Annotated in this window: 21 protein-coding genes; 17 read left to right on the top strand and 4 right to left on the bottom strand. The window is 62.1% G+C overall.

Translation table 11 applies throughout. The features are described from left to right. The 7 genes from PYR71_RS06015 (at position 1) to PYR71_RS05985 (ending at position 10,122) form a co-directional block, all read left to right on the top strand. A complete protein-coding gene (locus tag PYR71_RS06015) occupies positions 1-2,055 on the top strand; it encodes an acetate--CoA ligase family protein (protein WP_275618611.1) in 2,055 nt (684 codons plus the stop codon). 7 nt (positions 2,056-2,062) lie between these two features. After that, entirely contained in the window at positions 2,063-2,845 is a 783-nt protein-coding gene (locus tag PYR71_RS06010; RefSeq protein WP_275618610.1) for a carnitinyl-CoA dehydratase, read from the top strand. A 118-nt stretch (positions 2,846-2,963) separates the two neighbouring features. Next, complete coding sequence (locus PYR71_RS06005; RefSeq protein ID WP_275618609.1) at positions 2,964-4,553, top strand: ABC transporter substrate-binding protein; 1,590 nt, start codon at positions 2,964-2,966, stop codon at positions 4,551-4,553. A 97-nt stretch (positions 4,554-4,650) separates the two neighbouring features. Next, a complete protein-coding gene (locus tag PYR71_RS06000) occupies positions 4,651-5,658 on the top strand; it encodes an ABC transporter permease (RefSeq protein WP_183918395.1) in 1,008 nt (335 codons plus the stop codon). Further along, on the top strand, positions 5,655-6,482 hold the full coding sequence (locus PYR71_RS05995) for an ABC transporter permease (RefSeq protein ID WP_275618608.1): 828 nt from the start codon (positions 5,655-5,657) through the stop codon (positions 6,480-6,482). The genes PYR71_RS06000 and PYR71_RS05995 overlap by 4 nt, the downstream gene beginning before the upstream one ends. After that, the gene (locus PYR71_RS05990; RefSeq protein WP_275618607.1) at positions 6,475-8,106 is read left to right on the top strand and encodes an ABC transporter ATP-binding protein; all 1,632 of its coding nucleotides are present in this window, start codon (positions 6,475-6,477) and stop codon (positions 8,104-8,106) included. Before PYR71_RS05995 ends, PYR71_RS05990 begins: the two co-directional genes overlap by 8 nt. Before the next feature lie 12 nt (positions 8,107-8,118). Continuing rightward, positions 8,119-10,122: a CocE/NonD family hydrolase gene (locus PYR71_RS05985; protein ID WP_275618606.1), complete on the top strand. Its 2,004-nt coding sequence runs from the start codon at positions 8,119-8,121 to the stop codon at positions 10,120-10,122. 3 nt (positions 10,123-10,125) lie between these two features. Here PYR71_RS05985 and PYR71_RS05980 read toward each other — a convergent pair whose 3' ends face one another. Continuing rightward, positions 10,126-11,037: an alpha/beta hydrolase gene (locus PYR71_RS05980; RefSeq protein ID WP_275618605.1), complete on the bottom strand. Its 912-nt coding sequence runs from the start codon at positions 11,035-11,037 to the stop codon at positions 10,126-10,128. Between the two features lie 242 nt (positions 11,038-11,279). Here PYR71_RS05980 and PYR71_RS05975 point away from each other — a divergent pair, with 242 nt between their 5' ends. Next, positions 11,280-11,804, top strand: a complete 525-nt coding sequence (locus PYR71_RS05975; RefSeq protein WP_183918400.1) for an RNA polymerase sigma factor — start codon at positions 11,280-11,282, stop codon at positions 11,802-11,804. Continuing rightward, complete coding sequence (locus tag PYR71_RS05970; protein ID WP_275618604.1) at positions 11,801-13,879, top strand: vWA domain-containing protein; 2,079 nt, start codon at positions 11,801-11,803, stop codon at positions 13,877-13,879. Before PYR71_RS05975 ends, PYR71_RS05970 begins: the two co-directional genes overlap by 4 nt. Positions 13,880-14,132: 253 nt before the next feature. Here the strand turns inward: PYR71_RS05970 and PYR71_RS05965 are convergent, their stop codons facing one another. Continuing rightward, on the bottom strand, positions 14,133-15,059 hold the full coding sequence (locus tag PYR71_RS05965) for an SMP-30/gluconolactonase/LRE family protein (RefSeq protein WP_275618603.1): 927 nt from the start codon (positions 15,057-15,059) through the stop codon (positions 14,133-14,135). Positions 15,060-15,237: 178 nt separating this feature from the next. On the opposite strand from PYR71_RS05965, the gene PYR71_RS05960 reads away from it, so the two are divergent. Next, positions 15,238-16,308, top strand: a complete 1,071-nt coding sequence (locus tag PYR71_RS05960) for a LacI family DNA-binding transcriptional regulator (RefSeq protein ID WP_183918562.1) — start codon at positions 15,238-15,240, stop codon at positions 16,306-16,308. Positions 16,309-16,319: 11 nt separating this feature from the next. Here PYR71_RS05960 and PYR71_RS05955 read toward each other — a convergent pair whose 3' ends face one another. Together PYR71_RS05955 and PYR71_RS05950 are read right to left on the bottom strand one after the other, a co-directional pair. Continuing rightward, the gene (locus PYR71_RS05955; protein WP_275618602.1) at positions 16,320-17,351 is read right to left on the bottom strand and encodes an L-idonate 5-dehydrogenase; all 1,032 of its coding nucleotides are present in this window, start codon (positions 17,349-17,351) and stop codon (positions 16,320-16,322) included. Positions 17,352-17,361: 10 nt separating this feature from the next. Beyond that, on the bottom strand, positions 17,362-18,303 hold the full coding sequence (locus PYR71_RS05950) for a 2-hydroxyacid dehydrogenase (protein WP_275618601.1): 942 nt from the start codon (positions 18,301-18,303) through the stop codon (positions 17,362-17,364). Between the two features lie 134 nt (positions 18,304-18,437). Here PYR71_RS05950 and PYR71_RS05945 point away from each other — a divergent pair, with 134 nt between their 5' ends. The 7 genes from PYR71_RS05945 (at position 18,438) to PYR71_RS05915 (ending at position 24,891) form a co-directional block, all read left to right on the top strand. Beyond that, a complete protein-coding gene (locus PYR71_RS05945; protein WP_011427770.1) occupies positions 18,438-19,202 on the top strand; it encodes an SDR family oxidoreductase in 765 nt (254 codons plus the stop codon). A gap of 13 nt (positions 19,203-19,215) precedes the next feature. Beyond that, positions 19,216-19,770 carry a gluconokinase gene (locus tag PYR71_RS05940; protein ID WP_275619052.1) on the top strand — a complete coding sequence of 185 codons (555 nt, stop codon included), beginning with the start codon at positions 19,216-19,218 and terminating at the stop codon, positions 19,768-19,770. Continuing rightward, the gene (locus PYR71_RS05935) at positions 19,760-20,653 is read left to right on the top strand and encodes an NAD(P)-dependent oxidoreductase (RefSeq protein ID WP_275618600.1); all 894 of its coding nucleotides are present in this window, start codon (positions 19,760-19,762) and stop codon (positions 20,651-20,653) included. The genes PYR71_RS05940 and PYR71_RS05935 overlap by 11 nt, the downstream gene beginning before the upstream one ends. 104 nt (positions 20,654-20,757) lie before the next feature. Continuing rightward, a complete protein-coding gene (locus PYR71_RS05930; RefSeq protein ID WP_275618599.1) occupies positions 20,758-22,254 on the top strand; it encodes a sugar ABC transporter ATP-binding protein in 1,497 nt (498 codons plus the stop codon). 18 nt (positions 22,255-22,272) lie between these two features. Next, complete coding sequence (locus tag PYR71_RS05925) at positions 22,273-23,313, top strand: ABC transporter permease (RefSeq protein ID WP_275618598.1); 1,041 nt, start codon at positions 22,273-22,275, stop codon at positions 23,311-23,313. A 50-nt stretch (positions 23,314-23,363) separates the two neighbouring features. After that, a complete protein-coding gene (locus PYR71_RS05920) occupies positions 23,364-24,461 on the top strand; it encodes an ABC transporter substrate-binding protein (protein WP_275618597.1) in 1,098 nt (365 codons plus the stop codon). A 91-nt stretch (positions 24,462-24,552) separates the two neighbouring features. After that, positions 24,553-24,891 carry a hypothetical protein gene (locus tag PYR71_RS05915; RefSeq protein ID WP_097580874.1) on the top strand — a complete coding sequence of 113 codons (339 nt, stop codon included), beginning with the start codon at positions 24,553-24,555 and terminating at the stop codon, positions 24,889-24,891. The last annotated feature ends 106 nt before the right edge of the window (positions 24,892-24,997 follow it).

The raw sequence follows: 24,997 nt of genomic DNA, 5'->3' as shown, positions 1-24,997 counted from the left end.
ATGACATCCAGCCCGCTCGACCGCCTGCTCAGACCGCAAACGATCGCCGTCTTCGGCGGCCGCGAGGCGCGCAGGGTGATCGAGCAATGCGACCGAATGGGCTTCTCAGGCGCAATCTGGCCCGTCCATCCCAACCTCGATGAGGTGCTCGGACGGCCGTGTTATCGCTCCGTCTCGGATCTGCCTTCGGCCCCGGACGCCGCCTTCGTCGGCGTCAACAGGACGCTCACCGTCGAGATCGTGCGTCGCCTTTCTGCGGCGGGCGCGGGCGGCGCGATCTGCTATGCATCCGGATTCCGCGAGGCGACGGCGGAACTTGCCAACGGCGCCGAACTGCAGCAGGCTCTTGTGGAGGCTGCCGGCGACATGCCGATCCTGGGGCCGAACTGCTACGGGCTGATCAATGGCCTCGACGGCGCCTTGTTATGGCCCGACCAGCACGGCATGCAGCGGATCGAACGGGGTGTCGCGATCCTGACGCAGTCCTCCAACATCGCCATCAATCTCACGATGCAGACCCGCGGGCTGCCGATCGCCTATATGATTACCGCAGGCAATCAGGCGCAGACGTCGCTCGCCGATGTCGCCTGCGCGCTGATGGAGGATCCGCGTGTGACGGCAGTCGGCCTTCACGTTGAGGGCTTTGGCGATCTTGCTGCACTTGAACGTCTGGCCGCCATTGCCCGCCGGTCGAGGAAGCCCGTTGTCGTTCTCAAGGTCGGCAGGTCCGAGCAGGCAAAACATGCGGCCGTCTCGCATACGGCTTCGCTCGCGGGCAGCGATGCGGTAGCCGATGCCGTGCTGGCCCGCCTCGGCCTCGGCCGCGTCCAGACCTTGCCGGCTTTGCTGGAATCCCTGAAGCTGCTGCATGTCGCAGGTCCGCTCGCCAGCCATTCGATCTCGTCCATGAGTTGCTCGGGCGGCGAGGCTTCTCTGATGGCGGACGCCGCCGTTGGCCGCAATGTTGAATTCCCTGCGCTGCAGCCACAACAGCTGCCGCGTCTGCGGCGAGTTCTCGGCGAGATGGTGACGCTTTCCAATCCGCTCGACTATCACACCTTTGTATGGGGCGATTTTGTCCGGCAGACCGAAGCCTTCACTGCCATGTTCGAAGGCGGCTTTGCCATCAATCTCGTCGTCCTCGATTTCCCTCGCGGCGACCGCTGCGATGCGTCCGAATGGGCAACGACAGCGGATGCCGTCATTGCCGCGGCCTCTGCGACCGGCGCGCTCGCCGGCCTGCTCGCGACGCTCCCCGAGAACATGCCGGAGCCGGTCGCCAACCGGCTGATGGCCAATGGCGTCGTCGCTTTCGCCGGTATCGATGAAACTATCACGGCGGCGGAAGTCGCCGCCGGCATTGGTCAAGCTTGGAATAGCCCGCCTCCCCTGCCGCTGCTCGACGTCGCCCCCATAGTCGGTGGAATCGAGACGCTGACGGAGAGCGAGGCGAAGGCCGAGCTTGCCGCCTGCGGCCTCCCTGTTCCCTGGGGGCTGCAGGCTTTTTCTTCCCGCCAAGCTGCAGAGCAGGCCGAACGGCTCGGCTTCCCAGTCGTTCTCAAGGGTCTCGGCATTGCGCACAAGACCGAGGCCGGAGCTGTCGTGCTCAATCTAAAGGATGCGAAGGCAGTATCGGATGCGGCGGCGGCAATGGCCTGCGACGCCGGTTATCTCGTCGAGAAGATGATCGGTCCTCCTGTCGCGGAACTCATCGTCGGCGCCACCCGCGATCCGGTCTTCGGCTTGTCGCTGACATTGGGAGCGGGCGGTATTTTCGTCGAACTGCTCGACGATTCCGTCATCCTGCCGCTTCCCGCGACGAAAACCGAGATCTATGCTGCGATTTCGCGTCTCAAGATTGCTAGATTAATTCACGGCTATCGCGGGCGGCCGAAAGGCGATCTCGAAGCCGTTGTCGACGCTGTCGCAGCTACGGCAGAATATGTCGTAACGAATGCGGTGCGCCTGGAGGAACTGGACCTTAATCCATTGATGGTTCTTCCCGAAGGTCGCGGTGTTGCTGCAGTTGATGCCCTCATACGGCGAAGGAGATAGCACAGGTTTGAGCGAGCATATTCGCACACGACGTGACGACGGCGTATTTGAAGTCGTCATCGACCGGCCGAAGGCGAACGCCATCGACCTTGCGACCAGCCGTGCCATGGGATTGATCTTCCGGGATTTTCGTGACGATCCTGAGTTGCGCGTCGCCATCGTGACGGGGGCCGGCGAAAAGTTCTTCTGCGCCGGATGGGATCTGAAGGCTGCTGCATCAGGCGATGCGGTCGACGGCGATTACGGCGTGGGCGGCTTCGGCGGATTGCAGGAGCTGCGCGACCTCAACAAGCCCGTCATCGCAGCCGTCAACGGCATCTGTTGCGGCGGCGGACTAGAGATCGCGCTTTCGGCGGACCTGATCATCGCTGCCGAGCATGCGAGTTTCGCCCTGCCGGAAATTCGCTCGGGAACGGTTGCCGATGCGGCGTCGATCAAGCTGCCGAAACGCATCCCCTATCACATCGCCATGGACATGCTTTTGACCGGACGCTGGCTCGACGTTCACGAGGCGCATCGCTGGGGTTTCGTCAACGAGGTCCTGCCGGCCGACAGGCTGATGGAGAGAGCCCGGGAGCTTGCCCGCCTGCTCGCAAGCGGGCCGCCGCTCGTCTATGCGGCCATCAAGGAAATCGTGCGCGAAGCGGAGGGGTCGACGTTCCAGACTGCCATGAACAAGATCACCAAGCGGCAGTTTGCGACGGTCGACAGGCTTTATTCGAGCCAAGACCAATTGGAAGGCGCCCGCGCCTTCGCCGAGAAGCGAAACCCTGTTTGGAAAGGACGATGAGGAGGCGGCAGCAACCGCAGTGTTTTCCCGCATGATGCGGGCACCGGAGGCGGAGAGGAAACCGTCTGCGATCCTGCCCGGAAGTTCTGTCAACGCACCATAAAGAAGGAACTGGGGAATGAACGACTATACGAAATATCTCGCAAGCCGCGTCACCGCGGGCGGGCTCAGCCGCCGCGAATTCATGGGGCGCGCCATGGCGGCCGGCATCACACTTGCCGTCGCCGACAAGCTCTTCACTGAAAGCGCCGAAGCCGCCGAACCGAAGCGCGGCGGCCATCTGAAGCTCGGCCTCGAAGGCGGTGCCGCCACCGATTCCAAGGATCCGGCGAAATTCCTGTCGCAGTTCATGTTCTGCGTCGGCCGCTGCTGGGGCGACATGCTGGTTGAATCCGACCCGTTGACGGGTGCCGCCGTGCCCGCACTTGCCGAATCCTGGGAGCCCTCGAAAGACGCGGTGACCTGGACCTTCAAGATCCGTAAGGGCGTCAAGTTCCACGACGGCAAGGAGCTGACGATCGACGACGTCGTTGCGACGCTGAAGCGTCACACCGACAAGAAGTCGGAATCCGGAGCGCTTGGTGTCCTCGGCTCGATCAAGGAGATCAAGGCCGACGGCGGCAACCTCCTGCTGACGCTCAGCGAAGGTAATGCCGACATGCCGCTGCTGCTCTCCGACTACCATCTGGTCATCCAGCCGAATGGCGGCGTCGACGATCCGCTGGCCTCGATCGGCACCGGTCCCTACAAGCTGACGAGCTTCGAACCTGGCGTTCGCGCCACCTTCGAGAAAAATAAAGACGACTGGCGCAGCGACCGTGGTTATGTCGATTCGATCGAGATCATCGGCATGAACGACGCCACCGCACGTATCGCCGCACTATCGTCCGGCCAGGTGCACTACATCAACCGCGTCGATCCGAAGACCGTCAACCTGTTGAAACGCGCGCCCAATGTCGAGATCCTCTCGACCGCCGGCCGCGGCCATTACGTCTTCATCATGCATTGCGACAAGGCGCCGTTCGACAATAACGACCTGCGCCTGGCGCTCAAATACGCGATGGACCGCGAAACCATGGTGCAGAAGATCCTCGGGGGTTACGGCAAAGTCGGCAACGACTTCCCGATCAACGCCACCTATGCGCTGTTTCCCGAAGGCATCGAGCAGCGCGTCTACGATCCTGATAAAGCCGCTTTCCACTACAAGAAATCCGGCCATAGCGGGTCGGTGCTGCTGCGCACTTCCGACGTCGCCTTCCCCGGCGCCGTCGACGCGGCCGTGCTCTATCAGGAAAGCTGCAAGAAGGCCGGGATCGAGATCGAGGTCAAGCGTGAGCCCGGCGATGGCTACTGGACCAATGTCTGGAACGTCCAACCCTTCTCGACTTCCTACTGGGGCGGCCGTCCAACGCAGGATCAGATGTATTCCACCGCCTATCTCTCGACGGCGGACTGGAACGACACCAAGTTCAAGCGTCCCGATTTCGACAAGCTGCTGCTGCAGGCCCGCTCCGAGCTTGATGAAGCCAAGCGCAAGGAGATGTACCGCACCATGGCGATGATGGTGCGCGACGAAGGCGGCGTGATCCTGCCGATGTTCAACGACTTCGTGAACGCCTCCACCAAGCAGGTGAAGGGGTATGTCCACGATATCGGCAACGACATGTCGAACGGTTACGTCGCAACCCGCGTCTGGCTGGACGCCTGATGGCAAGGGGCGCATCGCCCCTCCGACCTCCGACGAAGCTGGGACCGTGGGAAGAAAACCCGCGGTCCTCCCGACGTTTTAGCCAAAGGCATTTGCCATGACCAACCCTGCCCCAAGCAATATCTTGCCGGGTCTGAGGCTCCGGCAGCGTTTTCCGTTGCTTGCCCTCATCCTCGAGCGCTTCGTGCTCAGCATCGTCCTGCTTTTTGCGGTTTCCATCCTGATTTTCGGTGGGCTCGAAGCCCTGCCTGGCGATTTTGCCACCACCTATCTCGGCCAGTCGGCAACGCCGCAGGCTGTTGCCAATATCCGCCAGGACCTCGGGCTGGACCGTCCGGTGATGACACGTTACGTCGAGTGGCTCGGCAATGCCGTCCAGGGCGACTTCGGCACCTCCTGGGCCAGCAAGAATTCGGTGAGCGAACAGATCGGCAAGCGCCTCGGCAATTCGCTTTTTCTGGCAGGTTTCGCGGCGGTGATTTCAGTGCCGCTCGCTGTCGGCCTCGGCATGTTTTCGGTGCATTTCCGCAACCGCATGCCGGATAAAATCATCAACGTGATCTCGCTTGCGGCGATCTCGCTGCCGGAATTCTTCATCGGTTATCTGCTGATCCTCTTCTTCGCCGTGAAGTTCGGCGTGGCCACCTTTCCGGCGACCGTCTATGACAGCATGGGATTCCTCGAACGCCTAAAGGCGATCGCGCTGCCGACGGCGACCTTGGTGCTCGTCGTGCTGGCGCATATGATGCGCATGACCCGGGCCGCCATTCTCTCCGTCATGTCGTCGGCGTATATGGAGACCGCGGAGCTTAAAGGTCTCAGCGCCTTCCGCTCGATCGTCAAGCACGCCGCCCCAAATGCGCTGGCGCCGATCATCAATGTCGTCGCATTGAACCTCGCCTATCTCGTGGTCGGCGTCGTCGTCGTGGAGGTGGTCTTTGTCTATCCCGGCATGGGGCAATATATGGTCGACGCGGTCACCGTGCGCGATATGCCGGTCGTGCAGGCCTGCGGCCTGATCTTCGCGGCCGTCTATATCTTCCTCAACATGATTGCCGATATCCTCGCGATCGTCGCCAATCCAAGGCTGAGGCATCCGCGATGAGAGCAAGAGACATTCCCATCACCGCCTGGATCGGCATGGCGGGCATCGCCATCGCCTTTATCTTCGCGCTCTTCGCGCCCTGGATCGCGCCCTACGGGGAGACCCAGGTCGTTGGCGACGTATGGCAGCTGCCTGACGACAAATATATCTTCGGACTCGATAATCTCGGCCGCGACATCCTCTCGCGGCTGATCTATGGCGCGCGCACGACGCTCTTGGTCGCCTCCGCGGCCACCATCATCTCCTTCTCGCTCGGCGTGATCCTGAGCTTCACCGCCGCAGTCTCGCGCGGCATCGTCGACACGGTTTTTTCGCGCTTCAACGATCTGATGATGTCGATCCCGACGCTGATCTTCGCGCTCGTGGTGCTTGCCGTCCTGCCGCAAAATATGATTGTTCTGATCCTGGTCATGGCGGTCCTTGATTCCACCCGCGTCTACCGCCTCGGCCGCGCCGTGGCGCTCGATGTGGCGGTGATGGAATTCGTCGAGGCGGCCAAGCTGCGCGGCGAAGGCAAGCTCTGGATCATCTTCCGCGAGATCCTGCCGAACACGCTGTCGCCGCTGCTAGCCGAGTTCGGACTGCGCTTCGCCTTCTCGATCCTCTTCCTCTCGACGTTGTCCTTCCTCGGCCTCGGCATTCAACCGCCGGCGGCCGATTGGGGCGGCATGGTCAAGGACAACAAGGACGGCATCATCTTCGGCATCTCGGCAGCACTGGTGCCGGGCACGGCGATTGCGACGCTTGCCATCTGCGTCAACCTTGTCGTCGATTGGCTGCTGAAACGTACATCCAGCCTCAAGGGGGGGCGCGGCGATGCCTGAGCTTCTTTCCGTTCGCAATCTGAAGATCGAAGCAACCAGCTATCCGCCGGGCGAGCCGCCAAAGCGAGTAACGATCGTCGACGGCGTTTCCTTCGACCTCAAGAAGGGCAAGGTTCTCGGCCTGATCGGAGAGTCGGGCGCGGGCAAGTCGACGATCGGCCTCTCGGCGCTCGCCTACGGCCGAGGCGGCGCCGAAATCACCGGCGGGGAGGTGCAGCTCGACGGCACCGATATCCTGACGCTCGGCAAGAACGGCATCCGGAAAATCCGTGGTGCACGGGTCTGCTATGTCGCGCAATCGGCTGCCGCCGCCTTCAATCCGGCGCATAGGCTCGGCGATCAGGTGATCGAAGCATCCGTCAAGCATGGATTGATGAGCAGGGAGGAGGCGCGCAAACGGGCGCTTTATCTGTTCCGCGTGCTCGGCCTGCCCAATCCTGAGACCTTCGGCGAGCGCTTCGCCCACCAGGTCTCCGGCGGTCAGCTGCAGCGCGCGATGACGGCGATGGCGCTCTGCTCGAATCCTGAACTCATCGTCTTCGACGAGCCGACCACGGCCCTCGACGTGACTACGCAGATCGACGTGCTGGCGGCGATCAAGCATGCGATCGAGGAGACCCATACTGCCGCCCTCTACATCACCCATGACCTTGCCGTCGTCGCCCAGATCTCCGACGACATCATGGTTCTGCGCCATGGCAAGCAGGTCGAAAATGGCAGCGTTCAGCAGATCATCGAAGCGCCGCGACAGGACTATACCCGGGCGCTGGTCAATGTCAGGCAAGCCTATCGGGAGGAAGCCGCCGACCAGTCCGCGGCGCTTCTCAAGGTAGAGAATGTCAGCGCCGAATATTCCAACGGATTCAAGGTGCTGCATGATGTCTCGCTGCATGTGCCGAAGGGACAAACGCTCGCCGTCGTCGGCGAATCCGGTTCAGGCAAATCGACCTTGGCGCGCGTCATTACCGGGCTCTTGCCGCCGAGCGGCGGTCGCGTCGTCTTTGGCGGCAAGGCGCTGATGCCGGCTCTCAAGAGCCGGCTAAACGACGATCTCAGGCGCATCCAGCTGATCTATCAGATGGCCGATACGGCGATGAACCCGCGCCAGACGGTGCGTGACATCATCGGCCGGCCGCTGACCTTCTATTACGGCTTGAGGGGTGGGGCGAAAACCGCACGGGTGAAGGAACTGCTCGATCAGATTGAAATGGGTAACGGCTTCATCGATCGTTACCCGGCCGAACTCTCCGGCGGTCAGAAGCAGCGCGTGGCGATCGCCCGAGCCCTTGCCGCCAAGCCCGAGCTTATCCTCTGCGACGAGCCGACTTCTGCGCTCGATCCGCTGGTTGCGGAGGGCATCCTTAAACTGCTGCTGCGCCTGCAGGAGGAAGAGCAGCTCTCCTATGTCTTCATCACCCATGACATCGCGATCGTCCGGGCGATCGCCGACAGCGTGGCGGTGATGCATCGCGGGAAGCTGGTGCGGTTCGGGCCGAAATCGACGGCGCTATCGCCGCCCTTCGACGACTACACCGATCTGCTTCTGAAATCCGTACCGGAAATGGAAATCGGCTGGCTGGAACGCGTGCTTGCGACCAGGCGCATGGAAAGCGCCGGTCATTGAAAGGGAACAGACATGACGTCGCGCGGCTTCACCACCATCGAGAATGAATGGATCACCCTGAAGGACGGAACGCGGCTTGCGGCGCGCATCTGGATGCCCGACGCCGTCGAGCAGGATCCCGTTCCCGCAGTCTTTGAGTTCCTACCCTACCGCAAGCGCGACGGCACCAGCCCACGGGACGAGTCGACCTATCCGGTGTTCGCCGCCGCCGGCATTGCCGGCGTGCGGGTCGATATCCGCGGATCGGGGGAATCCGACGGCGTGATCGACGGCGAATATACCGAACGCGAGCTTGCCGATGCCTGCGAGCTGATCGCCTGGATCGCCGCGCAGCCCTGGTCGAACGGCTCGGTCGGCATGATGGGCATCTCCTGGGGCGGCTTCAATAGCCTGCAGGTCGCGGCATTGCGCGCGCCGGCGCTCAAAGCTGTCATCTCGATCGCCTCGACCGTCGACCGCTACAATGATGACATCCACTATAAGAACGGCTGCCATCTCTCCGCCCAGCTCTCATGGGCGGCGACGATGCTTGGCTACCAGTCGCGCCCGCCGGATCCCGCACTTGTCGGCGAGCGCTGGAAGGAGATGTGGCTCGAGCGCCTGGCAGGCGAACCCTTTCTCATGGAGGAGTGGCTGGCCCATCAGCGGCGCGATGATTTCTGGCGTCACGGCTCGATCTCAGAAGACTTTTCGAGCGTCGAGATCCCGACGCTTGTGATTGCCGGCTGGGCCGACGGCTATCGCAATACACCCCTCATGGCGGTCGAGGGTCTGGGCGAGAAGGCGAAGGCGCTGATCGGCCCCTGGGTGCACAAATATCCGCATTTCGCATGGCCGAAACCGCGCGCCGATTTCCATACCGAAGCGATCGCCTGGTGGAACAAATGGCTGCGTGGCGAAGATAACGGAATCGACAGGCTGCCGCAGGCCCGCGCTTATATTCTTGATGCCGTCCGCCCGGCGTCGCGGCGTGACAGCGATCCTGGTTTCTGGGTGGCTAAGGACAGCTGGTCGCCGCCGAAGATGCAATGCTTCTATGTGGAGCAGTTCGGCAGGCTGACGGAGGGTATGCCGATTCCGCATGCGCCGGAGCATCCCGTCTATCTGAGTTCTCCGCTCGATACCGGCACGGCATCTGGTGAATATTTCACCCTGAAGCCCGATGCCGAAATGGCGATCGATCAACGCTCGGACGACGCCGGCTCGCTGGTCTTTGATACGGTGCCGCTGGCACGGGATCACGACTATCTCGGCCGGCCGGTGCTGACGCTTGCGCTGCGATCCCGGGCAACGAGCGGAAATCTTTGCGCCCGGCTCGTCGATGTTCATCCCGACGGCACGGCGACGCGGGTCGCCTTCGGCGTCCTTAACCTCACCCATCGCGACGGCAACGCTGATCCGAAACCACTGACCGCGGGCGAGACTGTATCGCTCCGGCTTGTGCTCGATGCCTGCGGTTATCGCTTCCGCAAGGGCCATCGCATCCGCCTTTCGCTTTCCACCGCCTATTGGCCGATGATCCTGCCGCCGCCGGAAGACGGGGGGATCGATATCGATATCGCCTCACTTGGTCTTGGGCTGCCGATGCTTGGCGAACACAGGAGCATTGAAATCGAAGAGCCGGCCAATCCCGATCCTTTGCCGAAATATATCGAGCATGCCGCCGCCGCGACCGAACGACAGGTCGTCCGTGACCTCTCGTCGAACCGCACGAAATACCGCATTCATGAGGAAACCGGGCTCTATGAGCATCCTGAGACCGGCCTGTCGACCCGGCAGTTGCGGGAGGAAGTCTGGTCGATGTCGCCCGATGATCCGCTGTCGATGACGGGGATTTCGACCTGGACCTGCGACATGCGGCGCCCCGGTTGGTTCGTCCGCACCGTCGCGACTGCGCGGATTGCCTGCACGGCGACCGATTGGATCATCAGCGCCATCGTCACGGCTTTCGAGGACGACGTGCAGATCTTTGAAAAAGTCTTCGCGGAAAAGAAGATCGCCCGCGACCTGATGTGATCGTCAGGCGGCTGCATAATGCCGGACGGCCTCGCAGACCGCGCGGAAGCCGTCCTTGGCGCCATCGCTCATGTGGCGGGCGCGCAGCCAGGCATGCACCATCTGCGGCTCCTCCCGGAACGAGACCTCGATGCCCTCCGCCGCCAGCCGGGCGGCATATTGGCGGCCATCATCGCGCAGCGGATCGAAATGCGCGACGGTGATGAAGGCCGGCGGCAGCCCGGCAAGCGACGGTGCCTGCAGCGGCTCGGCGACCTCGTTGTTGTCAGGCGCCTGCAGGATCGTGCGATAATAGGTGACATCCGCCGTTGTCAGGCCAGGCGCCGCAGCCATTTCGACATAGGAACCTGCGGCAAGGTCGCCGCCGAGCGCCGGGTAGATCAGCACCTGGCCGACGACGCCTGTTAGCTCCTCATTGCGCGCGCGCAAGGCAAGGCCGGCCGCAAGATTGCCGCCGGCGCTGTCGCCGATCAGCACGACCTTGCTCCCGGCGGAAAGCAGATGTTTCAGCACGGCAAAGCCGTCATCCGCCTGCGCCGGCCAGCGATGTTCGGGCGCGAGCCGATAATCGACCGAGACGAGTTCCGCACCGGCGAAATCGGCGATCTCGGCGCAGATGGCATGATGGCTCTCAAGCGAACCGACGACGAAACCGCCGCCATGAAGATAGAGCAGAATGGTGCGGGTGACGATTTTGCGCGGACGGTAGCGCCTGATCGGGATGCGCTGAACCATGCCGTCCGCAAAGATCATATCCGGGGGGAGCGGGCGGTCGAAACGCGCGCAAAGAGCATCGTACCAATGCCGCTGCTGCTCGATCGACGCCTCAATCGCATCCGGCGGATAAAAAGCATCGCAAATTGCGAGAAATTGCAGGATGCCCTTTTCGGTGGGGACAGGCGTTGGAGCGGACATTGAGGGTCCTTTCGATTTGGAACATTCAAATCCATGTCCCTGGCCGACTCTGCCGTCATCTTGCGCCTTTGCAATGGAACCGATCTGTCCGGTAGCGACCCGAGGATGTCGCGGCGCTCGATTATTTTGAGCCGAATGCAAAATTCGCAAGATTTTTTTGGCGTCGACCCAAGGAAAGCCACGGGAGAAACGTCTCATTTCCGAAATAGCATCTTGCTTGATAGCTTGGGGGTAGGTGCGCATTGGATGCGGAGCTCATAGAACGAGCGCAGGGAGGTGACCGGGAGGCCTTCGGGCAACTGGTCTCGCGTCATTATGATTTCGTCCACGCGACGGCGTGGCGATGGTCAGGCAGTTCCACCGACGCTGACGATATCGCCCAGGAGGTCTGCGTCAAGCTCGGTGCGGCCATCCGCGGCTTTCGCGGCGCCAGCCGCTTCAGGACATGGCTCTACACGCTGACGCTCAACGCCGCCCGAGACCATAGACGCAGACTTGCGCGGGAAGAGCAGACATTCCGCGCGTACGCCGCCGAACCGCAGCAGGATGCGCCGGGCGGAAACGACGACGAGCTGTCGAGCGCATTATGGGCGGCCGTGCGCGCTTTGCCGGAACGCCAATGCGACGCCGTGCTGCTCGTCTATGGCGAAGGCCTCAGCCATTCGGCGGCCGCCGATATCATGGGCTGCTCGGAAACGACCGTGTCCTGGCAGGTCCACGAGGCGCGCAAGAGGCTGAAGGCCATGCTCGGCAAGGAAGAGGTATGATGGACAAGGAACTCGAAAAGCTCTCCCGCCTCACACCGCCGGCAGCCGATCCGGAGGCGCGTGCGCGCGCCCTTGCCGCGGCGATGCAGGCCTTCGACAGCGCAGGAAATAATGCAGCGGCAGCCCAAGGAAATGCGAAAGGCTGGCGTCCAAGCTCCATCATCAACTGGATATGGAGCCCTGCTGTGAATAAGAAATTCCTCGCCGGTTCAGCCCTTGCGACGCTGCTCGTCATTCCCGCCGCCGGCTATCTCACCCGCGAGCTGACCCGCAACCAACCGATCATCGACCAGGAAAACATCGCGGGGACCGTTTCGAAAAAGGAAGTGCCGATACCGACTGGCCGGCCGGCCGCGCCCGCGCTTTCCGAAGCGGTGACCGAAGAGAACCGGCTGCCTAAATCCGCGGCGGCCGACAGCGCTCGAATCGCTCAGGATCAGGAGCAGCAGTCCGCGGCGAAACCCGACGGGACACGGATATCTGATTTCAGCCCTGACGAAATTGCTGGCCTCCTGCCGAGGCGTAGAGAGGCCAACAGCTCTGTTGCGTCAGGTGCCGCTGCCCCCCAGCAGCAGTTGGCCGAGCCGATGGCCGTCGCCCCCTCGCCTGTGGATGGACGTGCCCAAGTCCAGCTCGACCCCAGCCGTGAGCGCTTTGCCAATGCCGCCGCAAATCCGATCAAGAGTGTCGCGACCGATCCGGTCTCGACCTTCTCCGCCGATGTCGACAGCGCCTCCTATTCATTCGTCCGCCGGTCGCTCACCGGCGGGGCAATGCCCGATCCGCAATCGGTTCGCGTCGAGGAGATGATCAATTACTTCCCCTATGATTGGCCGCGTCCCGACAAGGCTGACCAGCCCTTCAAGGCGACAGTGACCGTGATGCCGACGCCGTGGAACCACAACACGGAACTGATGCATGTCGCGATCAAGGGTTATGACATCGCGCCGGCGACCGCGCCGCACGCCAATCTGGTCTTCCTGATCGATGTCTCGGGCTCGATGGACGAACCGGACAAGCTGCCGCTGCTGAAGAGCGCCTTCCGCTTGCTGATCAACAGGCTGAAGGCCGACGATACCGTCTCAATCGTCACCTATGCCGGCAATGCCGGCACGGTACTCGAGCCCACGCGGGTGGCGGAGAAATCGAAGATCCTCTCGGCAATCGACAGGCTGGAGGCTGGAGGCTCGACCGGCGGCGCCGAGGGTATCGAGGCGGCCTACGATCTTGCCAAAAAGGCCTTCGTCAAGGACGGCGTCAATCGGGTGATGCTGGCGACGGACGGCGACTTCAATGTCGGCCCGTCGAGCAACGAGGATCTGAAACACATCATCGTGGAGAAACGCCAGGACGGCATCTTCCTCACCGTTCTCGGATTCGGCCGCGGCAATCTCAACGATTCCCTGATGCAGACGCTGGCCCAGAACGGCAATGGCAGCGCCGCCTATATCGACACGCTGGCGGAGGCGCAGAAAACGCTGGTCGAAGAAGCGGGTTCAACGCTGTTTCCGATCGCGAAGGACGTCAAGTTCCAGGTCGAGTTCAACCCGGAACGCATCGCAGAATACCGGCTGATCGGATACGAGACGCGGGCGCTCAAACGCGAGGATTTCAACAATGACCGCGTCGATGCCGGCGATATCGGCTCCGGCCATAGCGTCACGGCGATCTACGAGATCACGCCCAAGGGAAGCCCCGCGGTCATGACTGACGAGCTGCGTTACGGCGTGCCCGACAAAGTACCGGCCGAGACATCGGGCAGCGCGCATCAGGGCGAGCTTGCCTTCGTCAAGATGCGCTACAAGCGGCCGGGCGAGGACAAGAGCGCCCTCATCACCACGCTAGTCGACGACCGCAATACCGTCGCCACCGTCGACGCCGCTCCGCAGGATGTCCGCTTCTCGGTGGCCGTCGCCGCCTTCGGCCAGAAACTGAGCCGCACCAATGCCCTGGATGCCTATCCCTATCAGGCGATTGTCGATCTCGCTGCAGCATCGCGGGGGACGGATGCCTTCGGCTACAGATCCGATTTCCTCCGGCTCATCCGGTTGGCCGACGGTCTCAGTCAGCAATAGGGAAGAAGCGCCCGTGCGCTGGTAAAAGGCAGGCCGTCTGAAAGGGCGGCCTCAGGCTTGCGGGCAATCCACTGCAAAACCCGCGACGACATCCTCGGCCTTGTGCCGAGGATCTACACCGGCCCAATTAAGTCACTGAAGATAAACGTTTTCCCGTCAAGAAATTATTGTGGTCAGATGCTCGGCACAAGGCCGAGCATGACGGAGGAGAGTTTGTCAACAAACCGAGGCCGCCTGAGAAGCGGCTCAGCGATTATCCCGGTCTTGACCCGTTGGACGTGAGATACACGGCGTAGAGCGAGGTGGTTGCGGTGATGAAGAGGCGGTTCCGTTTCTCGCCGCCGAAAGCGACGTTGGAGACGATCTCGGGAATAAGGATCTTGCCGATCAGGGTGCCATCCGGATCGTAAGCGTGCACACCGTCGCCGGCACTCGTCCAGATCCTTCCCTTCCGGTCGACGCGAAAACCATCGAAAAAGCCCGCAGTGCATTCGGCGAAAATGCCGCGATCGATCAACTCTCCACCATCGGAAACAGCAAGTCTTCTAATATGACGGGGGCCGCCGGGCAGATGGGTCCCGCCGGTATCGGCGATATAAAGCACCGTTTCGTCGGGGGAGAAAGCCAGCCCGTTCGGCTTTATAAAATCGGACGCCACCCGATCGGTTGTACCTGTTGCCGGATCATGCCGGTAGACATGGCATCCGCCGATTTCCTCCTCGCCGTAATCGCCCTCATAATCGTGGAGGATGCCGTAGCTCGGGTCGGTGAACCAGATGGTTCCGTCGGATTTGACGGTGACGTCGTTGGGCGAATTGAGCCGTTTGCCGGCGATGCGATCGGCCAGCACGGTAATCCCGCCGTCGAAATCCGTTCGCGTGACACGGCGCGCCAGATGTTCGCAGGTGATTAGCCGTCCCTGAGTGTCGACCGTGTTGCCGTTGGAATTATTGCTGGGCGAGCGGAAGACTGACGTCTGCCCGCTGGTATCGTCGTAGCGCATCATGCGATCGTTGGGGATATCCGAGAAGACCAGATAACGCCCGGCGGCAAACCAGGCCGGTCCTTCCAGCCAGCGGCCGCCCGTCCAAAGCCGCTCGACGCGGGCATGGCCGACGAAACAGCTTTCAAAGCGTAGGTCCAGCACTTCGAACCCCGTACCCTCGATTTCTCCGAACATGATGTCCTCGCTTCAGATTGTTATCGATATCATCGTGCCTTTGTTTTTCGACCTTCGTACAGAGATCGGCGAACTGTGGAACGCGGCAGTCCTGCAATAATATTGATTGTGCGATGATAGCGATAACTTTATCGTGTTCTGAAGTGCCCAACTAGGAAGCTGTTTGAAAGCGGAGCCGGTGAAAGACGAGGATGAGTCAAAAGGCAGGCGTCTCAAGGGAGTAGACGCCCAAAAGCTGACGATGGCCGAAGTCGCCAAATATGTCGGCGTATCGGCCATGACCGTTTCGCGCGCCTTTCGCCAGGATGCGAGCGTTTCCGAAGAGACCCGGAAGCGCATCATGGAGGCCGTCGATGCGCTCGGCTATGTGCTCGATCTCTCCGCCGGCAGCCTTTCGTCTCGGCGCAGCGGCTTCATCGCGGCGCTGGTGCCCTCCATCAACAATTCGAATTTTTCCGACACCGCACGTGGCATCACCGATGCCTTGGAAAATACCGGCCTTCAGCTTCTTCTCGGCTATACCGATTATTCCGCCGAAAAAGAGGAAAAGCTGATCGAAGCGATGCTGCGCCGGCGCCCCGAAGGCATCATCCTGACAGGTGGTTCGCATACCGACCGGGCGCGGCGCATGCTTGATAAGGCCGGCATTCCGGTGGTCGAAACCTGGGAAATTCCGGAAGAACCGATCAATCATGTCGTCGGCTTTTCCAACAGCGAGGCGATGTCCCTACTGGTGCGGGCGCTTGCCAGCCAGGGCTATCGGCGGTTTGGCTATATCGGCGGTACGACCGCGCGCGATACCCGCGGCAGCCAGCGGCGAAGCGGTTTCCTGAAGACTGTTGAAGAACTGGGCTTGGGACCGGGGCGGGCGATTTCCTTCGGCGTGCCGCCGATCACCATGGAACAGGGCGGCCAGGCGGTGGTGAGCCTCCTGGAACGCTGGCCGGACACGGAAGTGGTTCTCTGCGTCTCCGACCTGTCCGCCTTCGGCGCGATCATGGAATGCAAGCGCAGGGGAATGCGCGTGCCTGAAGATATCGCCATTGCCGGCTTCGGCGACTACGAGATCTCGTCGATCTGTCATCCCAGCATCACCACGATCAATGTCGACTGTTACGGCATTGGCCGCCAGGCCGCGGCCAAGCTCCTGGATGCCATGCAAGCGGGCGGCGAGGCGACCGGTGACGAGATCACATTGACCGGCTACAGGGTCGTCCTGCGCGAAAGCACGGAGCGCGGCGCCCGATAATCGGCGCCTTGTCAGAAGGCGATCTGGACTTTCATCGACTTGCTGCGATCGCTTGCCAATTCAAAGGCGGCGACGGCCTCTTCGATGGCAAAAACCCCTGTTAGCAACGGTTTCAGATCGACGCGCCGCGCGTTGATCAGCTCGACGGCAAGCGCAAATTCCTCGTGAAAACGGAATGTCCCGCGCATCTCGAGTTCCTTGGCGACGATCATGTTCTGCGGGATGGAGACATCGCCGCCGAGGCCGAGCTGCACGAGAACGGCGCGGGGCTTCAGCGCCTCCAGGCCGGCGCGCACCGCGCGCTCATTGCCTGATGCTTCGAACATGACCTCGAAATATCCCTTGTCGGCGCCGTAAGCAGCGAGGTCGGCGGCATGCGTCGCAACATTGATCGTTCGATCCGCGCCGCTGGTGCGGGCGATCGCCAGAACGCTGTCGGTCACATCGGTCGCGACGATTTCGCGGGCGCCGAGAACGCGCGCGGCAATAATCGCCAGCATGCCGATCGGGCCGCAACCGGTGACGAGAACCCGTTTTCCCAGCAGCGATCCGGCGCGGCTGGCAGCATGCAGCGTTACGGCAAAGGGTTCGGCGAAGGCGGCCTCGTGAATGGAGATGCCGTCGGCGACCTTGTGGCATTGCCAGCGCTCCGCCACCAGGCGCTGGCGAAAGCCGCCCTGAATATGCGGCATCGGCATGGCGCTGCCGTAAAACCGCATGTTGAGACAGTGGTTCTGCTGCCCCCTCAGGCAATATTGGCAATGATTGCACGGCCGGCTCGGAGACACCGCAACGCGGTCTCCGATCGCCAGATCGCTCACACCGGCACCCAGCGCCTTGACCGTGCCGGCGATTTCGTGGCCGAGAATCATCGGCTCGCGCAGGCGAACGGTGCCGAAGCCACCATGATTGTAATAATGCAGGTCGGAACCGCAAATGCCGCCGGCTTCGATGGCGATTTCCACCTGCCCCTCTCCCGCAACCTCCGGCTCGCGCTCCTCGATCCTGAGATCCTTGGCGGCATGAATAACGATGGCTTTCATATCGAAACCCTCACACGACGGGAGTTGGAAGTGCTGCGCCGGCAAAATGCGCGGCGAGATTGTCTCTGACCAACTGACCCATGGCTTTGCGGGTCTCGACGGTACCGGAGCCATGATGGGGCTGCAACACCACGTTTTGAAGCGTCAGGAAACGCGCATCGATCTTCGGTTCATTGAGGAAAACGTCGAGGCCTGCGGCCTGGATGGTGCCGTTCTGCAGGGCCGCGATCAGCGCCTCTTCGTCGACCGTCGTCCCGCGCGAGACATTGATCAACATGCCCTTGGGACCGAGGGCTTTCAGCACTTCGGCATTGATGATCTTCATCGTCGCCTGCCCGCCGGGGACGATGACGATCAGGAAATCGGCCCAATCGGCAAGTGCAACCAGGTCCGGCTGGTAGGCATAGCCGACATCCTTGTGCTCATTGCGGGCGAAATAGGCGATGTCGCAGCCAAAAGCGGCTGCCCGCCTGGCGATCGCCTTGCCGATCCGCCCCATGCCGGCAAGCCCTACCTTCTTGCCCGAGACCCGCGTCACCAGCGGCATGGCGATATTGCCCCACTGGCCGGCGCGGACGAAAACGTCGGCCTGTGGAATCTGCCGCGCCGTGGCAAGCAATAGTCCGATGGCGATATCAGCGACATCCTCGGTCAGCACGTCTGGTGTATTGGTGACGCGAATGCTGTTGGTGCGGGCATAGGAGAGGTCGATGGCATCGGTGCCGACGCCGTAGCAGGACACGATCTCCAGCTTCGGCAATTGCTTCATCAGCTCGGCGGACGCGCCGAGTTCACCGCGCGTCGCGACAGCGCGAATATCCCTGCCGACCCTTGCGATCAGTTCCTGCCGGTCTGCCGCTTCCCACAGGCGGTGAACGCGATACTTCGCCTCCAGATCGGCCATATCCCATTCCGGGTAGGCTCCGGTCATCAAGATCTCTACCTCAGACATTCCGTCTCCGTCCCGCATTTGGCAGTTGATAATGTTATCGATAACATATAATCCGGAAAAGCGATGTCAAGTGAGTTTCACCTGAAGTGGCGGTATAAGCCGTCATTCGCAGCGACACCGGAGGAGTTACTTGCATGAAGAACCTGTTTGATCTGACCGGACGGCTTGCCCTCATCACCGGCTCGAGCCAGGGGATCGGTTATGCGCTGGCCGAGGGCCTGGCGCAGCATGGTGCCGAGGTCGTCATCAACGGCCGCACGCCCGAGAGCGTCAAACGGGCCGTCGAGAGCCTCAAGGCTCAAGGCCTGTCGGCCCATGCGGCCATCTTCGATGTGACCAGCAAGGACGCCGCCAAACAAGGCATTGATGCGATCGAGGCCGATATCGGCCCGCTCGACATCCTGATCAACAATGCCGGTATGCAGTTTCGCACGCCGCTGGAAGACTTTCCGGCGGACAAATGGGAACTGCTTCTGACCACCAATATTTCGAGCGTGTTTTACGTCGGCCAGGCAGCCGCCAAGGCCATGATTGCCCGCGGTCAAGGCAAGATCATCAACATCGCGTCCGTCCAGAGCGAACTGGCCCGTCCGGGCATCGCCCCCTATACGGCGACCAAGGGCGCGGTGCGTAACCTGACGCGCGGCATGTGCGCCGACTGGGCCAAGCACGGTCTGCAGATCAATGCGATCGCGCCGGGTTATTTCAAGACGCCGCTCAACCAGGCGCTCGTCGACAATCCCGAATTCTCGTCCTGGCTGGAGAAGCGGACGCCGGCCGGACGCTGGGGCAATGTCGAGGAACTGGTGGGTGCGGCCGTTTTCCTCTCGGGCCGCGGTTCGTCTTTCATCAACGGCCATACGCTGTATGTCGATGGCGGCATCACGACCTGCCTCTGACAGAGACGCGATGATGGAGATCGAGAAAGAAGCGCTGCCTCTGGCCGTCGTGGTCATGGGTGTGAGCGGTTGCGGCAAATCCTCGGTTGGGGCGGGCATCGCCGCTCGAAACGGTATGCGGTTTGTCGAGGGCGACCAACTCCACCCCGCGGCAAATGTCGAGAAGATGGCTCAGGGCATACCGCTCACCGACGCCGACCGCCTACCCTGGCTCGACCAGATCGGCGTGGAAATAAAGATCGCGCAAAGGGCGTCGCGGGGGTTGGTGATTTCGTGCTCGGCGCTGAAGCGCAGCTATCGAGATCGGCTGAAGCAGGCGGCGGGCGGGCGCCTGGCCTTTGTTTTCCTGGAGGGCTCGCGCGAGCTGCTGCTATCACGGATGCAGGCCCGTCAGGGCCACTTCATGCCGGCGTCGCTGCTCGACAGCCAGTTGCAGACGCTGGAGCCGCCGACCGGTGAAGCCGGTGTCGTGACGGTGGCGATCGATATGGCTTTGGATGATATTGTGGCGCTGGCTTGTGAGGGGCTGAAAGGCGCAGCCATCAAGGGAGGTTTTGATGCAGAATGATTATAGAGCAGATGTCGCCGTCATCGGCGCCGGCATCATGGGAACGGCGATCGTCACGCGGCTGATCGAAACCGGCCACAAAGTATCGGTCTTCGATCTCGATGCCGAGAAGGTCGCTGCATTGACGGCAAAGGGCGCTCACGCGGCGAGCTCCGTGGCGAGTGCCGTCTCGGCGTCCGAATTTTGCATTCTCAGCCTCAATCACGCCAGCATCGTGCGCGCCGTCGTCTTCGGTGAGAAGGGGGTTGCAGCGGCGGCAATCGCCGACAAGCTGTTGATCGACATGTCCTCCATCGACCCCGCCGAGACGGCCGACATGGCGAAGCGGCTGCGCGCGGAAACGGGCATGGCATGGGTGGATTGCCCGCTGTCGGGCGGCGTGCCCGGCGCGCTCGGCGGCAAATTGACGATCATGGCCGGTGGCAGCCCCGAGGATTTCGAGCGGGCGCGCGTGGTGATGCGGCATCTTGCCGCCAATTATACGCTGATGGGCGCCTCCGGCGCCGGGCAGACCACCAAGTTGATCAATCAGCTGTTCTGCGCCGTGCTGTTCCAGGCGGTCGCCGAAGCCGTCAAGCTCGCGGAAGCCGGCGGCGTCGATCCGGCCGCAATTCCGGCAGCGCTTGCCGGTGGCAGGGCAGACAGCCGGATATTGCAGGAGTTCATGGCGAAATTCGCCGCCCGTGATTTCTCGCCGACGGGCAGGATCGACAATATGCTGAAGGATCTGGATTCGCTTCAGGCCTTTGCGCTGAAGACCAAGACGCCGCTGCCGATGACGGGTACGGTGGTGGAGATTCACCGCCTGCTTTGCGCCGCCGGCCTTGGGCCGAAGGACTCTGCCGAGATGATGCATCTCCTCGACGGATTTCGCGCCGGCTGACGTCATCTCGCGGGTTGAGGATTATCACTTTCCGCTTGACTACTGCGAAATGTTATCGATAACATCTTTTTGTAAGGACAGCTGCAGCTTTGGGAGGAGCCACAGTGGAAGCCAAGAGACTGCTGGAGTTCCAATCGATCAGCAAAAGCTTCGGCGGCACGCAGGCGCTGCGTAACGTATCGATCGATCTGCGCGAAGGCGAGATCCTGGCGCTGCTGGGGGAAAACGGCGCCGGCAAATCGACGCTGATCAAGACCCTTGCCGGCATCTACAAGCCCGATAACGGCGACATCCTCTTTCGCGGCCAGAGTTACCATCATCGCCCGCCGAAACCGAACGAGCGGCAGCCGGTCGCCTTCATCCACCAGGATCTCGGTCTGATCGAGTGGATGACGGTCGGAGAGAATATGGGCCTGTCGCAGGGCTTCTCGATGCGCAGCGGCCTGATCGACTGGGGAAGAACGCAGGCGCGGGCCAAGGAAGCGCTAAAACTGGTCGGCTGCGACTTCGATCCGACGACGCGGGTCTCGGCCCTGTCGCGCACCGAAAAATCGCTCGTCGCCATTGCCCGGGCGCTTGCCGTCGAAGCCGATGTTCTCGTGCTCGACGAGCCGACGGCGAGCCTTCCCGCCGACGAAGTCGATCGGCTGTTCAATGCGATCCGCCCGCTGAAAGAGCGCGGCGTCGGCATGATCTACGTCTCCCACAGGCTGGACGAGATTTTCCGCATCGCCGATCGCGTCGCCGTGCTGCGCGACGGATGCATGGTGGGACAGAAGCCGGTCAGCGAGACCACCCCCGACGAACTGGTGACGATGATCATCGGCCGCAGCGGCGACAGCCTCTTTTCGAAGACCGAAATCAAGCCCGGCAAGGCGATCGTCAAGGTCCGCGACCTCGTCTGCGCCGGCACGAGCCCGATCTCCTTCGATATCCGTCGGGGCGAACTGCTGGGCCTGGCCGGACTGCGCGGCGCCGGCCAGGAACGGATCGGCCGGGCGCTGTTCGGTTGCGAGCCCTTCAACGGCTCGGTTCTGCTGCATGACCAGGCGCCGGATCTTTCCAGCCCACGACAGGCCATGGCGTCGGGCATCGGTCTGATCGCCCGTGACCGGACGGAGGAATCGGTTGCGCTGTCGCTGTCCATTCGGGAAAACACCTATCTCAATCCGGGCGCCGTCGGCCGCGGGCTTTTCTCCTTCCTGTCGCCGCGCGGCGAAGCCGATCTCGCCCATGCGATCGGCCATTCCGTCGGCCTCAGGCCGAACGATCCGGATCTGCCGGCGGAAGCGCTGTCGGGCGGCAACCAGCAGAAAGTCGTCGTCGGCCGCTGGCTGGCGACCGGCCGCAAGCTGCTGGTTGCCGAAGACCCGACCGCCGGCGTCGACATCGGCGCGCGCGCCGAGATCTACCGCCTGATCACCCAGGCGCTGGAGGCCGGCCTGGCGGTCGTCGTGGTCTCGACGGATTTCGAGGAAATCACCCATATCTGCCACCGCGCGCTGGTTTTCTCGCGCGGCAAAATCGTCAGCGAACTGAGTGGAAGCGCTCTGACGACGGAGGCGGTCATCACCGCCGCCTCCGCCTCGGAAGCGGCTTGAGCCATCGGGAGAACAGCCATGCAATCCATTGAATCCACCGCGCTGGAGCCGACCAAGAGCGAAATGGCCGGCCTGTCTACCGGCCAGAAGATCGGACGCCTGATCCCGGTTTACGGGCTGGTGATCCTGACTGTCGGCCTGATCGTGCTCTTCTCGATCCTCCTGCCCGATACCTTCCCGACCGTGCTGAACGTCCGCTCGATCGTCTCCGACAAGGCGATTATCGCGCTGCTGTCGCTCGCCGCGATGATCCCGATGGCATCGGGCCGCATCGACCTGACCGTCGGTTACGGCATCGTGCTCTGGCATATCCTCGCCATCAGCCTGCAGACGGTCTACGGCCTGCCCTGGCCGGTCGCGGTCGTCATCGTGCTTGCCCTCGGCGTTCTCACCGGCTTCATCAACGGCCTGCTCGTCGAAGTCGCCAAGATCGACAGTTTCATCGCCACGCTCGGCACCGGAACGGTTCTCTACGCGCTTGCTCTTTGGCATACCGGCGGGCGGCAGGTGGTCGGCGTGTTGCCGGAAGGTTTCTATGCGCTGAACGGCACCATGCTGTTCGGCTTGCCGATCACCGGTTTCTATGTGCTCCTGATCGCGATCTGTATGTGGATCGTTCTCGAATATCTGCCTTTCGGCCGCTATCTCTACGCCATCGGCGCCAATCCCAAGGCCGCGGCCCTCAATGGCATTCCGGTCCGCAAATTCGTGATGGGCGCCTTCATCACCTCGGGTCTGCTGGCGGCTCTGACCGGTGTGCTTCTCGCCTCGAAGCTGCGGATCGGCCAGGCGAGTGTCGGTCTCGAATATCTGCTGCCGGCGCTTGTCGGCGCATTCCTCGGATCGACGACGATCAAGCCGGGGCGGGTGAACGTCTGGGGCACCCTGATCGGCGTCATCATCCTGGCGGTCGGCATTTCAGGAATTCAGCAATTCGGCGGGTCGTTCTTCGTCGAACCGCTGTTCAACGGCGTAACCCTGCTGATTGCCATCGGCATAGCAGGTTACGCCCAGCGCAAGCGCGGAGCTGTGAGGAGGATCACACCCGCATCAAAATGAGGATGCCGGCTCAGCCGGTGTTACAGAACAAACAAAATGGAGGAGTGAACATGAAGCGCAGGACTTTAATGCAGGCAACGGTCGCAACCGTCGCCCTGATGCTCAGCGTGCCGGCAATGGCCGATTCGATGGCTGACGCCAAGGCCGTGGTCGAGAAGTATGCGTCCAAGGTGAGCGCATGGGATGGCCCGACGAGCGGCCCGAAAGGTGCGAGCGGCAAGAACATCGTCATTCTTGCCGCCGATATGAAGAATGGCGGCATCCTCGGCGTGGTCAACGGTGTTGAGGAGGCGGCGGGCGCCTTGGGCTGGACGGTGAAGGCGCTCGACGGCGCAGGCTCGATCGGCGGACGGACGGCGGCCTTCGGCCAGGCCATGGCGCTGAAGCCCGACGGCATCATCATCAACGGCTTCGACGCCGTCGAGCAAAAGCCGGCGATGGAGGCGGCCAAGGCGGCCGGCATTCCGATGGTTTCGTGGCACGCCGCCTCGGCCGTCGGCCCGGTTCCCGAGGTCGGCGTGTTCGCCAATGTGACCACCGATGCGATGGAAGTATCGAAGGCCGCGGCGGACTGGGCCTTCGCCGATGCCGGCGGCAAGCCGGGCGTCATCATCTTCACCGACTCCACCTATGCGATCGCGATCGCCAAGGCCGACCGCATGAAGAAGGAGATCGAGGATCTCGGCGGCACGGTCCTCGAATATGTCGACACGCCGATCGCCGAAACCTCCCAGCGCATGCCGCAGCTGACCACGTCGCTGCTGCAGAAGTACGGCGCCAAGTGGACGCATTCCCTGGCGATCAACGACCTCTATTACGATTTCATGGGACCTTCGCTCGCCTCGGCCGGTATTGCCGGTGACGGCAAGCCGGTGAATGTCGCCGCCGGCGACGGTTCGGAGAGCGCCTATCAGCGTATCCGCGCCAAGCAGTTCCAGGCCGTCACCGTCGCCGAGCCGCTCAACCTGCAGGGCTGGCAACTCGTCGACGAGCTGAACCGCGCTTTCGCCGGCGCCCCGTGGTCGGGCTATGTGTCGCCGCTGCACGTCGTGACCAGCGCGAACGTCGAATTCGACGGCGGACCGAAGAACAGCTTCGATCCCGATAACGGCTATCGCGATCAATACAAGAAGATCTGGGGCAAATAAGCCCTTCCGAGGGCGTATCGACCGATACGCCCTCCCTCCCTCAGTCACCCGACATCGGTCCAGCTCCCTCGAGTTTTGGAAAAGAGAACCTATGATCATTCGCTACGCTTTGTTTGAAGGCGAAATCCATCCCGGCCGGGAAGAGGAATTTCGCGACTTTGTGAGACAGCGCCTTGTTCCTTTGTGGACGAAATTTCCCGGAGCCGAAGAAATCCGGGTGCTGGACGGGGTCGAACGCGACGAAGGCGCCCCGGTCTATGCCATGGCTCTGGCCATTCGGTATCCTCACATGGAGGCCGTGAACGCAGCACTTCTCTCCGATGTGCGGTTTCAGAGCCGCGAGGTCACCGGCGAGCTATTGAAGCTTTTCACCGGCAAAGTGCATCATCACGTGTTCGCTGCCAACGAATATCCTCCGCGTGTCGCCTGACACAGCCGGAGCAGCCGGTGGGCACCAAGCGTTACGCCGTCGTCACGCAGCGGTTACGGCCGGCATTCCTGGCGAGGTAGAGGTTGGCGTCCGCGACATGCAGCGC

The organism is Rhizobium mulingense (assembly GCF_029194105.1).
GTDB lineage: Bacteria > Pseudomonadota > Alphaproteobacteria > Rhizobiales > Rhizobiaceae > Rhizobium > Rhizobium mulingense.
The sequence above is the reverse complement of the archived record's forward strand: the minus strand, read 5'-3'. Positions and strand labels throughout refer to the sequence as shown.